Here is a 13,256-nt window from a genome sequence, read left to right as displayed (position 1 = left end):
ATTAAAATAAGTATGAAACGCCAAGTCCTGAATAATAACTTTTATCTGAACCATTTAAGTCAACACCAACACTTGCGTCCAACTGCATCCGATTATTCACCGCATACATGACACCTGTACCGAGCGCATATTCATTGTCTTGACTTTCTGCTTTACGATAAACCAATTCAGAAAAACCACTGAGTTTATCGGTAAATTGGTACTCTAAAGTCGGAATTGCAGAAATGGCCCAATCACTATTTTGCACTTCATAACGCATGGTGATAGATGTCGACACGAGGTCGCTATAATCGTATGCCACCACAGATGACAGGCTATAAATATCATCTTCATTGGTGAAACCATCATTACCTGTGGCAATAATCGCTTCAGCCAGCACTGCCATACTCAAGCGTTCATCTTCCAAGGGAATCGCCGCTTTCACCCCGACACTGACATCACCCAAGCCGTCTGTTTCAGACTTATGGCCAGCCACTTTCACTTGTTGCCAAGAGGGTCCAGCCCAACCCAATTGCAATTCGATGTTTTCAGCTAAACCTGTGCGCAATAACATATCTGCATTTAAGCTGGTGGTTTTGACTTTTTCACCATCAGTCGTGGTCGATTCAGCATAGTGCGCATTGGCCAAGCCCTGCTCCCAAGCCAACTGCCCCACAGGCGTAATCCCTGTCCCTATGCCCGAACCCGGACGGTCAAAGGAAAAATCTGCAGCCATCGCATTCATACTGAACCCAGTGGCTACACATAAACCTAAATGTTTTAATTGCATCATGATGATCTCGCTGTTTAAGCTAATTCTTTTGTCATTTTTGCGCCATGCTGACGAAGCAACTCTAGGGTTTGCTTTTCTTCAGCCAATGCTTCAGCCCAATTAATTTCGTCAAACTCACAATCAAAGAATAAATCGCTAATGGAGGATAAAATGGTTAAACCATCTTCATCTTTGGTGTTTGGATCAACTTTTTCATCCAATAAACGTTTGACCGCGGGCGCACATGCAGCACTTGCAGCATCCCAAAGTGGGCCATAAATTTCTTCTGTATCCCACAAATGCAAGTTTGCTTTGCCATGAATCAGTTGTTCTAAAATGTCTAAATGTACCGCTAGAGTCTGTTGTTTTTCTTGTTCTGACAGCGGTGCGCCTGCTTCATACGCTTCGCAAATCGCTTCCCACCATTTGAATAAGCCATCTGACCAGACAGAAATCACAGGTCCTTTTTCAGGATCGATAAAATTGAGACTTAACCCATCGGTCAATAGACGTTGAACTTGTTGAAGATCTAATTCTTCAAGTGCTTGCACGAAAGCTTGTTGTTGCGCGGTTAACATGGAGATGACGCTCTTCAATTCAGTTTATTCTATTATGCCGAATAAACGGGACATTTGTTATCCGTAATGTTGGATAAAAGTGAGTGCCCAGCATTAAAAAAGCCCCTGATTGAGGGGCTTTTTTTAAATTCGGTGAGGTTTAATCTTCCTCATCATCAACTAGGCCATCATCCTGATCTGCATATACAGGTTGGCCAGCACGTGGTTTATCATTTTTTTCAAAGGTATGTTCTAAACTACGTTTAAGGCGATCGATCGCGCCATGAATCGCAGTATCGACATTATGACCTTTATGATTTACAACCACGGGTTTTAAACCTGCTGGACGCGCTTCAATCATACATTGAATGTCGTCATCTCCGCCTTTATGGCTATTGGCATCACTTAGATGCACTGAAAAGTGGGTAATGCGCTCACTGTGACGTTGAAATTCTTGATTCAGCTCTTCGCGTATATAACTAATTAAACGGTCACTATTTTGAATGTTTTTATCTGTACGGATTTCTATGTTCATAAAATAACATCCTCTCTCTCTTTCTTTATTCGACTCTTTTGTTGTACGAAGATTTTTATCTCTTGGTACACTTGTAACTTACTGTTTTAACAGTATTCGACCATCTTCAATTGCTTTGGAATATAACCTCCATCGATTGAATGATGAACACTTTTGAGTCTGCAGATCTGTGTCCTTCTCCTTTGAATATCGGGCCTAACTGAAAATTATGCAAGTGATATTTTTAAAAAAATATGAAAAGGATACTTATTGTGACAAGCCCTTACTTGCATGGCTAAAAACAGATGGATTTGATTCCATCTTCTAACTATTCACGTGACTTCATTGGCTAGAATGAACAAAAAAATCTAATGATTATGACAATTTCAATTGCGGCAGGAATGACTCCAAACATCGATCACTCATTCTTTGCAAAGATCCTCAAGTAAGTACAAACCCTGTTGCATTCTAGGATTCTCTCGAGCAGTATCATGTCGATATTGCTAAATTTATTATTCAATCACCTAACATTTTTTCCAAGAAGGTCCATATCAAATTAAGTGTCATGTCTGAAAGGCAATATTAAACCATTTGGTAAAAAAAGTATAAAAAATGGCTCATTTTGATATCTATTTTCCATGACGTTCGTCAAATTTGGCTTTATTTTTGCTTAATAATCGGTATCCTGTATCCGATTTTTTGGGGAAATATTCATGAAACTGACTCAAATTGCTGCTTTCGTAGCATTATCTTCTGCTGCGGCAATCTCTCAAGCTGCGCCGATTTGGCAAGACTTTAGCATCACTGGTTTATATGGTGAAAACTATGCTCATCCTGCAAATATGGGTGACAACAACCAGCAAACGACTGCAACTGTAGAATATACTGCTAAGTTAAAATATGGTGATTTTTTTGGCTTTGCTGACCGTGCTCACAATGACTTTGAAAACAGCACATATTTCGAGCTTTCTCCTCGTTTAAGCTTAAGTGCAGTGACAGGGACTAAATTAGAAGCTGGTCCGATCAAAGATATTTTAATTGCAGGAACATGGGAAGCGAACAGCTCTAACTACCCAGGTGCAGACTTCAATAACTACCTCTATGGTATTGGTTTTGATCTTGCTATTCCTTATTTCCAATATGCTCAGCTTAACTTCTACAAAGCAGACAATGAAAAAGGGATGACTGATGACTACCAAATGACTGCTGCCTACGGTATCCCAGTTAAACTTGGTTCAGAAGATTTTCTTATTGACGGCTTCCTTGACTGGTCAACAGGTGAAAATGCAACTCATGCAAGTGAGTTAAACTGGACAACTCAATGGAAATGGAATGTAGGTAAACACATTTCTCCAGATACACGTCTTTATGTGGGTGTTGAGCACTCAGTTTGGAACAACAAATACGCCATCAAAGGTTTAGACCAAAATGACGTAAGTGCATTAATCAAATACCACTTCTAATTCACTTTTGTGAATATCCAAAAGCAAGACTTCTGTCTTGCTTTTTTTTATGTAAAAGCAGCATCATAAAGCCCCAAAGCATACGACCACTTTCATGTCTTTTATCATTCACCCAGCCACTGAACACGATCTTCCTGCAATCCAAGACATTTATAATGCTGAAGTGCTACATGGGATGGCGACGTGGAATGAACATGCCTATGATTTAGCGCATTTCCAAAAACAATTACTACACTTTCAACAAAACCAATTTCCATTTTGCGTGGTGGAAGACCAAGAAACGCAGGCCATTGCAGGCTTTGCAGACTATGCCACCTTCCGTAATTTTTCAGGCTATCGTTATACCGTTGAGCACTCAATTTATATTTCACCCAACTATGCACGTCAGGGCTTAGGTCAACAGCTTTTAGCGTATTTGATTGAACAAGCAAAAATGCAGCACATGCATGTCATGGTTGCAGGGATTGACCACGCCAATCTGGCTTCAATTGCTTTGCATGAAAAGTTTGGCTTTGTACAAACTGGCTATATGCCCCAAGTCGGACAAAAGTTTGGGCAATGGCGTGATCTGGTGTTGATGCAACTGCTGTTAAATCAGTGAGGTCGGGACTACCTTGTCACTGGTTACGCTAATTACGGCATATGTATGCTTGGCCGCATGTTCATAAAAGTTTCTGAGCTGAGCAAAGACTAAACTCAACTCGGCAAATTGCAATTCAATCGATTCGGTCTGGATGCCATGTTCCTGTTCTAAGCGTTTCAAACAATTGGTTTGCATATGCTTTTTAAAGTCTTCGATATCCAGTTTTTCTAAAGCTTCTTGGACTTCAACCACACGCACCGCGGTGTTATAACGTACCTCTGTAAGTTGTTTTTGGCGCTCTGCCAAGTGATGCTCGGCTTGCAAACTCAAAGCCAGTAAAGAAGTGCCAGACTTAAAACTGCCTTGCAATAAGGTCTGTAAGATTTTCCAGTTTTTACCTAAAAGCAGATGTGACTCGATGTGCTCCGAATTCAGCACATCGTCGACAGAAATAGATTCTAAAATCAACGTTTCCAAAGCATTGGGCGGAATACTTAATAATAATGTGTCCATATGGCTGCTCTTATTGTTGTTGCTTTGCATTAGCTTAGCGCGTCTAAAAGCACACTGCTCAAACAATTTGTATGAGTAATTTTTCAGTTTCCATCATTCCTCTATCTTAAATAATTGCGAGCTCCTAAAGATTGTCCCTTTACTTCGAATAGCTCCCTATGTTTTATTCAAAGCATAACGAAAATGGAATCAAATCATGCCTAAGTATCCATTCTTGATTGGACTTTTAACTGTAAGCACACTCGCTTCAGCAGACGACACCTTTGAACAAGAACTTCGCCAAGGTTGTGCCAAAATCAAAAGCTCTGCCAGCACTGGTAAGAAATTTTATGATCAAAAACAATATCAAAAAGCGTTAGAGCAATTTCAGTATCAGGCGACGTGGTCTTCTTTTTGTTTAATGAATCAACCTGAAAGTGGTGTATCCCTCACTGAACGTGATGTCGAAATTGCCAACAACAATGTCGGTTTAAGTTATAGCAAGTTGGGAAAACCGCTTTGGGCTAGAGCATGGTTTTTGCGTAATGCTGAGTCGAAATCCAGTCAATTTAATTTAAAGCAACTGCCACTCCCTAAACAGTCAGCAACACTGGCAGGTAAATATGTGCAGTATGCAGGCTTTGGGCAGTGGAATCAGATTGAGGTAAAACCGCTTAAGAATGTATATCAAATTGAATTTAATGGTCTTTATATGGGACTACGCAGTCTCATCTATGGACCCAATATTGGCGAATTTGAAACCACCATGCCGCTAAATCGAACTCAAGCGCAATATCAGGTCGATGACTGTAAAATAAATTTAAAGTTCGCCTTCGATCCCAAAATGGGACACACCATCCGTGTCAGTGAAACCAATACCATGAGCTGTGGTTTTGGGCACAATGTTTCGGCAGACGGTTTATTTCTAAAAGTAGACTAAGATCGCGATACAATATTCAATATTTTCATCATTCTCCCCCTCTCCCTTTGGAAGAGGGGGAGAATAAAAAAGCTTAAATCGCTACCAATTCTCGAATACCTTTTGCAGGCATTTCACAGCCTGCACCTTGCGCAATCACTTGTCCACGGGCCATGACGGTATATGCATCGGCCAGCTCCTCGGCAAAATCATAAAACTGCTCGACCAAAACCACCGCCATGTCGCCGCCATCCGCCAGTTTACGAATCACTCGGCCAATGTCTTTGATAATAGAAGGTTGAATGCCTTCTGTAGGCTCATCCAAAATCAATACCCGAGGCTCTGATGCTAAAGCACGCGCAATCGCCAGTTGCTGCTGCTGCCCACCCGATAAATCCCCACCTCGGCGGTGCTTCATTTCATCTAAAATTGGGAAAATTTCATACAAATGCTCAGGCACTCTTCGAGTTTTCGCTCCCTTAAACTTGGCCATGCCAATCAGGATATTTTCTTCGACAGTTAAGGTTGAAAAAATATCACGCCCTTGCGGCACATAAGCCAAACCTGCACGCACACGTTGCTCGGGACTCATTTTCGATATGTCCTGACCATCGAGTAGAATCTGTCCGGACTTGATCGGTAAAATCCCCATTAAACATTTCAGTAAGGTGGTTTTCCCAACGCCATTCCGCCCCAGCACCACGGAGCACTCTCCCACAGGGGCTTGAAAGGAGACATCTCTTAAAATATGGCTGCCACCGTAAAACTGATTGACGTCTTTGACTTCTAACATGGTCGGCTCCTTAACGTCCTAAATATTTCTCAATCACATCCTCATTGGCCTGTACCTCAGCCAATGTACCTTCGGCTAAGATCGCCCCTTGAGCCAGTACCGTCACTTTTTTACTGATGGTGTCGATAAAGCTCATGTCATGTTCAACCACCACCAAAGTGTGATTTTTCTTTAACTCTAAACATAGCTCAGCTGTTCGTTCCGTTTCGGCATCGGTCATACCGGCCACGGGTTCATCGAGTAGGATCAGCTTAGGACGTTGCATAAGCAGCATGCCGATTTCCAACCATTGTTTTTGTCCATGTGACAACAGTCCCGCAGGTTTATGTACCCACTCTTCTAGGCGAATTTGCGCCAATGACTCATCCAAAGCCAGCTGTGCGTCTGGATCTAGTTTGCTGAAGAAGCTTTTCTTCACCCGCTTATCTTTGGGTGCAGCGAGTAGCAAGTTTTCCATCACGCTAAAGTTTTCAAATACCGTTGGTTTTTGAAATTTACGCCCAATGCCTGCTTCCGCAATTTGCTCGGTACTCATCTTGGCCAAATCATAGTTTTGCCCAAAAAAAGCGGAGCCTTCTGTCGGTCGGGTTTTTCCCGTAATCACATCCATTAGTGTGGTTTTACCTGCCCCATTGGGCCCAATGATGCAGCGTAGCTCCCCTTCTTGGATGTATAGTGATAAATCATTTAAGGCACGAAAAGCATCAAACCAAACACTAACTTTTTCCAAGTACAGTGCAATCCCATGACTGAAGTCGGCGCCTTGTTCTTTGGGACGTCCATAGCCGTCTGAAGCATGGCCACCATGAGGTTGTATTAGCTCACTCATTCGCTACGCTCCTTTTTAAAACGGTCAAACAGACCAGTGACACCTTTGGGTAAGAAAATGGTGACCACAATAAATAAAGCACCCAAGATCAATAACCATGCTTCTGGATAAGCCACGGTGAAATAGGTTTTTACGCCATTAATTAACCCTGCACCCAAAATTGGGCCAATCAAAGTCCCACGCCCACCCGCAGCCACCCATACCGCCATTTCAATCGAATTAACGGGGTTCATTTCACTCGGGTTAATAATGCCAGCCTGAGGCACATACAAAGCTCCTGCAATACCTGCAATCACTGCAGACAGCACCCATGCAGAAAGCTTGTACCACAGCGTGCGGTAGCCCAAGTACTGCAAGCGGTTTTCACTGTCCCGAATCGCCCCCAACACACGACCGTAGGGTTTATTCATGAGATGACGCAGACCCACGAAGCACAGCATCAACACCAAAGCCGTTAAGGAACATAAGGTGGCACGCATGGGAGCAGACGTGATGTCCATGCCTAAAATGCTCTTAAAGCCTGTAAACCCATTGTTTCCGCCAAAGCCTGTTTCATTGCGGAAAAACAACAGTGCCGCAGCAAATGTCATCGCCTGCGTAATAATCGAAAAATACACGCCTTTAATTTTGGAGCGAAAGGCAAAGAAACCAAAGATGAAGGCCACCACACCGGGAACCAACACCACCAAGGCCAAAGCCCATAAGAAATGATTGCTGCCCACCCAATACCACGGTAGTTCAGTCCAGCTTAAAAACCGCATAAAGTCAGGCAGGCTATCACCTGCAGTCTGGCGCATCAGATACATACCAAACGCGTAGCCACCGAGTGCAAAGTACAAGCCATGGCCTAGGCTTAAAATGCCTGCATAACCCCAAACCAAGTCTAGCGCCAAAGCCACCAGAGCCAAACACATGATTTTGCCAATCAAGGTGACCCAATACGCAGAGAGATGAAAGGCTGAATCTACTGGTAACAAATGTAACCAAGGCAGGATCAACATCACCGCAAAGCAGACCGCAATAGCGAGCGCACTATAAGGTTTATCGGAAAATAAAGAATTGATTTTCATGTGCTTACTCCACAAAACGGCCTTTGATGGCAAACAAACCTTGTGGACGTTTTTGAATAAACAAAATCACAAGAACCAGTAGAATAATTTTTGCAAGAACAGCCCCCATCCCAATTTCAAGGACCGTACCGCTGATCCCTAAACCAAGCGCCGCCAGCACAGCTCCCCAAACTTGCCCGACACCACCTACCACAACAACCAAGAAAGCATCGATAATATAGTTCTGACCCAAATCAGGCCCAACATTGCCCACTTGTGCTAAGGCACAGCCCGCTAGACCAGCCAGCCCAGAACCCAGCCCAAAGGCCAACATATCGATACGGCTAGAGCGGATACCGACAGCACGTGCCATTTGACGGTTTTGTGTCACTGCACGAACAAACAGACCAAAGCGAGTTTTATTAAGCAGGTAAACCAACAGCAGTAGCACCGCAACCGTAAACACAATAATGGCAATCCGGTTATACGGCAGCATTAAACTTGGACTCAGCGCAATACCGCCCGATAACCAAGAAATATTCGAGACTTCAACATTTTGTGCGCCAAAAATCATCCGCACCAATTGCATCAAAATCAGACTGACGCCAAAAGTGGCCAACAACGTTTCCAGCTGACGACCATATAGTGGTCGAATTACCGTCCGTTCAATCAACATGCCAATCAGCGCGCTCACCAAAAAGGCCGCAGGAATGGCAGCAATCAAATACCAATCGACATAGCTACCCAAGTAGGTCTTAAACAGGCTTTGCACCACATAGGTGGTATAAGCCCCAATCATAATCAACTCACCATGCGCCATATTAATCACACCAAGCAGACCATAAGTGATGGCCAACCCGAGTGCTGCTAGCAGTAAAATGCTGGCTGTACTGAAACCAGAAAACACATGCCCTGCCCATTCACTGGCCTGAATCCGTGTTTTAATCTGACTTTTGGCATCCACCAAAACAGCTTTGAGTTCGGGGTTCAAATTTGATTGAGTTAAAGCCTGCTCAACCAGTGCCAACACCTCGGGACTGTTGGAATCGGTAAGGACTTTAGCAGCCTGAATTTGGACTAAAACATCTGGACTTTCAAAGTCGAGGCGCGCTTTAAGCTGTGCCAAGCGCTGTTTAACTTTATTATTTTGTTCATGCAGATAGAGCTGATTAATCTGCGCAACATTCAGTTCAGACAGATTATTTTCTAAAATATCAATGGCTGCTAAACGTTGGGCAGATTCTTCAGATTTTAATTTGGCCTGTGCCTGCCCAAAATTTAAAGCCTTACGTAAGGTGTTGACCAAAGTTACCTGAGACAAATCCCCTGGCCAAGTTTCAATCACTTGCTCATCGGGATAACGCAATAATTTTTCATTATTTTTTAAGATATACGTCGTGCCTGCACTATCCCGATACAGCTCATCACTGTCGATCAGTGCCACCAATCGATCAAATTCTTCAATCGTCCCCGGCCATTGGTTGAGCATGGCACGGCGCTCAGCAAACTCAGCTTTGACAAAACGTTGAATCGTATCATTCGATGCTGATACGCTTTGGGCCTGAGCAGAAAGTTGCGCCTCTTCAGCCCAAACACTGCTGCTCACAAGCTGTGCAATTGCGCACATCAGTGCAGCACAAAAAAATTTAAGATTCATAATATGACTTCCTTAAGCTTGCTTAAAACATCCCGCATCGGGATGTGCTTACTGAAAAGCCCACAGCGATCGCAGCAGGCTCAACGCTTAAGAAAATTATTTAGGAATGTACGGACTCCAAGGTTCCGCCTTAATCACATTTGGTGTTTTATAGACCACGTCAAACTGACCATCACCACGAATTTCACCAATCATCACAGGTTTTTGTAGATGATGATTTTCAGCATCCATTTTTAAGGTATAGCCTGAAGGTGCTTTGAACTCTTGGCCTGCCATCGCAACGCGAACTTTATCAACATCGGTACTGCCTGCTTTTTCAACCGCTTGTTTCCACATATTAATGCCCACATAGGTGGCTTCCATCGGATCATTGGTCACGATTTTGTCAGCATTCGGCAACTTATACTGCACCGCATACTGCTTCATTTTATTGACAAATTCGGTGTTGGTCGGGTTTTTCACCGACATGAAATAGTTCCAAGCAGCCAAATGTCCAACCAATGGTTTGGTATCAATACCACGGAGTTCTTCTTCACCCACAGAGAAAGCCATGACTGGAATATCCGAAGCTTTAATGCCTTGGTTACCCAGCTCACGATAGAACGGCACATTAGAATCGCCATTGATGGTTGAAATGACCGCGGTTTTCTTACCCGCAGCAAATTTCTTCACATTACCAACTATGGTTTGATAGTTACTATGACCGAAGGGGGTGTACTCTTCCATGATGTCCGCATCGGCCACACCTTTGGACTTCAAGAACGCACGTAAAATTTTATTGGTGGTACGTGGGTAGACATAATCCGTACCGAGTAGAACAAAGCGCTCTGCTTTACCGCCCTCTTCGCTCATCAAATATTCCACCGCAGGAATCGCTTGTTGGTTCGGTGCGGCGCCTGTATAGAAAATATTTTTCGACTGCTCCTGCCCCTCATACTGCACGGGATAGAACAATAAACCATTCAACTCTTCTACCACAGGTAACACTGACTTACGCGATACCGATGTCCATGAACCAAAAATCACCGCGACTTTATCTTGGGTAATGAGTTGACGTGCCTTTTCAGCAAATAAAGGCCAATCAGATGCCGGATCGACCACTACAGGTTCTAACTTTTTACCCAGTACCCCACCATTGGCATTAATTTCATTGATGGTCATCAATGCCGTGTCTTTGAGAGAGGTTTCAGAAATTGCCATGGTGCCTGATAGCGAGTGCAAAATTCCGACTTTGATGGTGTCACCGCTACTCATTGCCGCTGTTGGCTCAGACGTTGCTGTTTCCGCTTTCTCCGCAGGTTTTGAACAACCTGTCAAAGCAATAGTCCCCATCATTGCAGTTGCAAGGAATGTTTTCGTGAGTAATTTTTGTTGGAACATCTTGATTTTCTCCAAACTTGAAACTTAGGGTGCATTTTGCAATGCATGATTGTTATTCGCGCTATGAGTGCCAATTCAATTTCTATGCCAAGCAGGGTTTTATGATGTGAAAATCATTGTAAAAATTTTAATTATTTTAATATTTATCAATTATTTATTAATTATTAAATGCACTGCATTTTAGGTGGATTTTCGCCCAAATGGCTACTTTTCTGCATACAAACTTGTATACATCATGTGTTCCAAATCAATTCATTTCGCCTAATTCAGTCGATTGATCTGAAAAATTGTGCACAGATTAGGCGCAATTTTATTGCTCATCTGCGCAGCAAAAAAGCCCGCAATGTGCGGGCTTTTTATTTTGTCCTTAGCGGTACTTAAACCACCAATTCGGCCAAGTTACCTTTCTGCTCTAACCATTCTTTACGGTCACTCGAACGTTTTTTGGCCAGTAATTTGTCCAATAAACCTGCAGTAAAATGACTATCATCCAAATCTAATTGCACCAAACGGCGTGTGTTTGGATCCAGTGTTGTTTCACGCAGTTGACTGGCATTCATTTCACCTAAACCTTTAAATCGAGTAATTTGCGGGTTCTTGGTTTTGCATTTTTTCAACATGCTTTCGAGCTCGTCATCGTCCAAGGCATAGTGCACATCTTTTGCATCATCAATTCGATACAGCGGTGGCATCGCCACATACAGATGTCCCTCTTCAACCAAGATCGGAAAATGTTTCACAAACAAAGCACACAGCAACGTCGCAATGTGTAGACCATCCGAGTCAGCATCGGCCAAAATACAGATCTTGCCATAACGTAATTCTGATAAATCATCCGACCCCGGATCGACCCCTATCGCAATGGCAATGTTATGCACTTCTTGCGAAGCCAAGACTTCATCAGAAGAGACTTCCCACGTATTTAAGATTTTTCCACGAATAGGCATGATCGCTTGGAAGTTTTTATCACGCGCCTGCTTGGCTGAACCACCCGCAGAATCACCTTCCACAATGAACAGTTCAGACTCTTCTAGGGTATGTCCAACGCAGTCTGAAAGTTTTCCAGGTAAAGTCGGCCCTGCCACAATTTTCTTACGTTCGACCTTTTTCGCAGCTTTCAGACGACGACCTGCTTTTGAGATCGCCATTTCCGCCAACTGCATGGCAATATCGGAGTTTTGGTTCAACCACAGTGCAAAAGCATCTTTGGCAATGTTTTGAACAATGCCCGATGCTTCACGGCTGGATAAACGCTCTTTGGTTTGGCCTGAAAACTGTGGCTCTTGGAACTTCAACGATAAAATATAGTTCACACCATCCCAGACATCTTCAGCCGACAGCTTCATATTGCGTGGCAGCAAGTTACGCAGTTCACAAAACTCACGCATCGCATCGGTCACACCTGAGCGTAGACCATTCACATGGGTTCCGCCCTGCGCCGTTGGAATCAAGTTCACATAACTTTCTTGAACCAACTCGCCGCCATCGACATTCCAACAAATGGCAAATTCCGCACTGGCACGCTCAGCATCTCCTGTTGCCACAAAGGCTGGATGAGGCAGAATCTCACGATCCTCAATTTCATCCATCAAATAATCGACGAGGCCATTTTCAAACTGCCAAACGATTTTTTCGTCATTGATTTGGTCGACGTAATTGATTTGCAAACCTGCCGCCAAAACGGCTTTGGCTTTTAAGTTGTGCTTCAGCGCTTTCAGAGCAAATTTCGGTGAATCAAAATATTTGGCTTCAGGCCAAAAGTGAACGGTGGTCCCTGTCGCACGCTTCGGAGCTTTGCCTTCTAATACCGCCAAAGGCGCAGTCGGCTCACCCTGCTCAAAGGCCATTTGGTAAAGGTTGCCTTGACGCTGAACTTCTACTTCGACTCGGCTAGATAAGGCATTCACCACGGAAATGCCTACACCATGCAAACCACCTGAAAACTGGTAGTTGTCGGTACTGAATTTACCACCTGCATGCAGCTTGGTGAGAATGATCTCGATCCCGCTCTGGCCATATTCAGGGTGAATATCGACAGGCATACCGCGACCATTGTCTTCTACTGAGAGTGAACCATCTTTATAAACAGTGACGGTAATTTTGTTGGCATGACCGGCCAGTGCCTCATCGACTGCATTATCAATAACCTCTTGCGCCAAATGGTTTGGGCGTGTGGTATCGGTATACATGCCGGGACGACGACGTACCGGATCTAAACCAGATAATACTTCAAGCGATTGAGCCGTATATTGAGACACGTTGTACTGTT

Annotated in this window: 13 protein-coding genes and 1 pseudogene; 4 read left to right on the top strand and 10 right to left on the bottom strand. The window is 43.6% G+C overall.

The window, feature by feature from the left end:
- Position 1: 1 nt before the first annotated feature.
- The 3 genes from AXW61_RS02115 to AXW61_RS02105 all read right to left on the bottom strand — a co-directional run bounded on the left by AXW61_RS02115 (position 2) and on the right by AXW61_RS02105 (position 1,843).
- Positions 2 to 772, bottom strand: coding sequence for a transporter (locus AXW61_RS02115; protein WP_062031911.1), 771 nt, complete (start codon positions 770 to 772; stop codon positions 2 to 4).
- A 14-nt stretch (positions 773 to 786) separates the two neighbouring features.
- A complete protein-coding gene (locus AXW61_RS02110) occupies positions 787 to 1,329 on the bottom strand; it encodes a hypothetical protein (protein WP_004978318.1) in 543 nt (180 codons plus the stop codon).
- A gap of 139 nt (positions 1,330 to 1,468) precedes the next feature.
- On the bottom strand, positions 1,469 to 1,843 hold the full coding sequence (locus AXW61_RS02105; protein WP_004691760.1) for an HPF/RaiA family ribosome-associated protein: 375 nt from the start codon (positions 1,841 to 1,843) through the stop codon (positions 1,469 to 1,471).
- Between the two features lie 332 nt (positions 1,844 to 2,175).
- Here AXW61_RS02105 and AXW61_RS17910 point away from each other — a divergent pair.
- The 3 genes and pseudogenes from AXW61_RS17910 to AXW61_RS02095 all read left to right on the top strand — a co-directional run.
- Positions 2,176 to 2,382, top strand: a pseudogene (locus AXW61_RS17910) (purine permease); the annotation flags it as partial.
- A gap of 153 nt (positions 2,383 to 2,535) precedes the next feature.
- The gene (locus tag AXW61_RS02100; protein ID WP_062031908.1) at positions 2,536 to 3,285 is read left to right on the top strand and encodes an outer membrane protein OmpK; all 750 of its coding nucleotides are present in this window, start codon (positions 2,536 to 2,538) and stop codon (positions 3,283 to 3,285) included.
- A 94-nt stretch (positions 3,286 to 3,379) separates the two neighbouring features.
- A complete protein-coding gene (locus AXW61_RS02095; RefSeq protein ID WP_062031905.1) occupies positions 3,380 to 3,886 on the top strand; it encodes a GNAT family N-acetyltransferase in 507 nt (168 codons plus the stop codon).
- Here AXW61_RS02095 and AXW61_RS02090 read toward each other — a convergent pair.
- Positions 3,875 to 4,381: a DUF1877 family protein gene (locus AXW61_RS02090; protein ID WP_062031902.1), complete on the bottom strand. Its 507-nt coding sequence runs from the start codon at positions 4,379 to 4,381 to the stop codon at positions 3,875 to 3,877. The genes AXW61_RS02095 and AXW61_RS02090 overlap by 12 nt on opposite strands.
- 196 nt (positions 4,382 to 4,577) lie before the next feature.
- Between AXW61_RS02090 and AXW61_RS02085 the strand changes: the two genes are divergently transcribed.
- Complete coding sequence (locus tag AXW61_RS02085; protein WP_062031899.1) at positions 4,578 to 5,300, top strand: hypothetical protein; 723 nt, start codon at positions 4,578 to 4,580, stop codon at positions 5,298 to 5,300.
- Between the two features lie 73 nt (positions 5,301 to 5,373).
- Here AXW61_RS02085 and urtE read toward each other — a convergent pair whose 3' ends face one another.
- The 6 genes from urtE to parE all read right to left on the bottom strand — a co-directional run bounded on the left by urtE (position 5,374) and on the right by parE (position 13,245).
- Complete coding sequence (gene urtE / locus AXW61_RS02080; protein ID WP_004978326.1) at positions 5,374 to 6,072, bottom strand: urea ABC transporter ATP-binding subunit UrtE; 699 nt, start codon at positions 6,070 to 6,072, stop codon at positions 5,374 to 5,376.
- 10 nt (positions 6,073 to 6,082) lie between these two features.
- The gene (gene urtD / locus AXW61_RS02075; protein ID WP_062031896.1) at positions 6,083 to 6,901 is read right to left on the bottom strand and encodes an urea ABC transporter ATP-binding protein UrtD; all 819 of its coding nucleotides are present in this window, start codon (positions 6,899 to 6,901) and stop codon (positions 6,083 to 6,085) included.
- Complete coding sequence (urtC, locus tag AXW61_RS02070) at positions 6,898 to 7,971, bottom strand: urea ABC transporter permease subunit UrtC (RefSeq protein WP_062031893.1); 1,074 nt, start codon at positions 7,969 to 7,971, stop codon at positions 6,898 to 6,900. The genes urtD and urtC overlap by 4 nt, the downstream gene beginning before the upstream one ends.
- 4 nt (positions 7,972 to 7,975) lie before the next feature.
- A complete protein-coding gene (gene urtB, locus AXW61_RS02065) occupies positions 7,976 to 9,607 on the bottom strand; it encodes an urea ABC transporter permease subunit UrtB (RefSeq protein ID WP_062031891.1) in 1,632 nt (543 codons plus the stop codon).
- Positions 9,608 to 9,703: 96 nt separating this feature from the next.
- Entirely contained in the window at positions 9,704 to 10,987 is a 1,284-nt protein-coding gene (urtA, locus tag AXW61_RS02060; RefSeq protein ID WP_062031888.1) for an urea ABC transporter substrate-binding protein, read from the bottom strand.
- Positions 10,988 to 11,364: 377 nt separating this feature from the next.
- Entirely contained in the window at positions 11,365 to 13,245 is a 1,881-nt protein-coding gene (parE, locus tag AXW61_RS02055; RefSeq protein ID WP_062031885.1) for a DNA topoisomerase IV subunit B, read from the bottom strand.
- Positions 13,246 to 13,256: the final 11 nt, after the last annotated feature.

Source organism: Acinetobacter sp. BMW17 (assembly GCF_001592855.1).
Taxonomy (GTDB): domain Bacteria; phylum Pseudomonadota; class Gammaproteobacteria; order Pseudomonadales; family Moraxellaceae; genus Acinetobacter; species Acinetobacter johnsonii.
Note: the sequence above shows the minus strand (reverse complement) of the source record. Positions and strands in the feature narration are given on the sequence as shown.

Bases quoted from the DNA above. Each gene is read 5' to 3' on its own strand.
- urtB (WP_062031891.1), bottom strand. From the start codon at position 9,607: ATGAATCTTAAATTTTTTTGTGCTGCACTGATGTGCGCAATTGCACAG.
- AXW61_RS02095 (WP_062031905.1), top strand. From the start codon at position 3,380: ATGTCTTTTATCATTCACCCAGCCACTGAACACGATCTTCCTGCAATC.
- urtE (WP_004978326.1), bottom strand. From the start codon at position 6,072: ATGTTAGAAGTCAAAGACGTCAATCAGTTTTACGGTGGCAGCCATATT.
- AXW61_RS02100 (WP_062031908.1), top strand. From the start codon at position 2,536: ATGAAACTGACTCAAATTGCTGCTTTCGTAGCATTATCTTCTGCTGCG.
- AXW61_RS02085 (WP_062031899.1), top strand. From the start codon at position 4,578: ATGCCTAAGTATCCATTCTTGATTGGACTTTTAACTGTAAGCACACTC.
- urtC (WP_062031893.1), bottom strand. From the start codon at position 7,971: ATGAAAATCAATTCTTTATTTTCCGATAAACCTTATAGTGCGCTCGCT.
- urtA (WP_062031888.1), bottom strand. From the start codon at position 10,987: ATGTTCCAACAAAAATTACTCACGAAAACATTCCTTGCAACTGCAATG.
- urtD (WP_062031896.1), bottom strand. From the start codon at position 6,901: ATGAGTGAGCTAATACAACCTCATGGTGGCCATGCTTCAGACGGCTAT.
- AXW61_RS02090 (WP_062031902.1), bottom strand. From the start codon at position 4,381: ATGGACACATTATTATTAAGTATTCCGCCCAATGCTTTGGAAACGTTG.
- AXW61_RS02115 (WP_062031911.1), bottom strand. From the start codon at position 772: ATGATGCAATTAAAACATTTAGGTTTATGTGTAGCCACTGGGTTCAGT.
- AXW61_RS02105 (WP_004691760.1), bottom strand. From the start codon at position 1,843: ATGAACATAGAAATCCGTACAGATAAAAACATTCAAAATAGTGACCGT.
- AXW61_RS02110 (WP_004978318.1), bottom strand. From the start codon at position 1,329: ATGTTAACCGCGCAACAACAAGCTTTCGTGCAAGCACTTGAAGAATTA.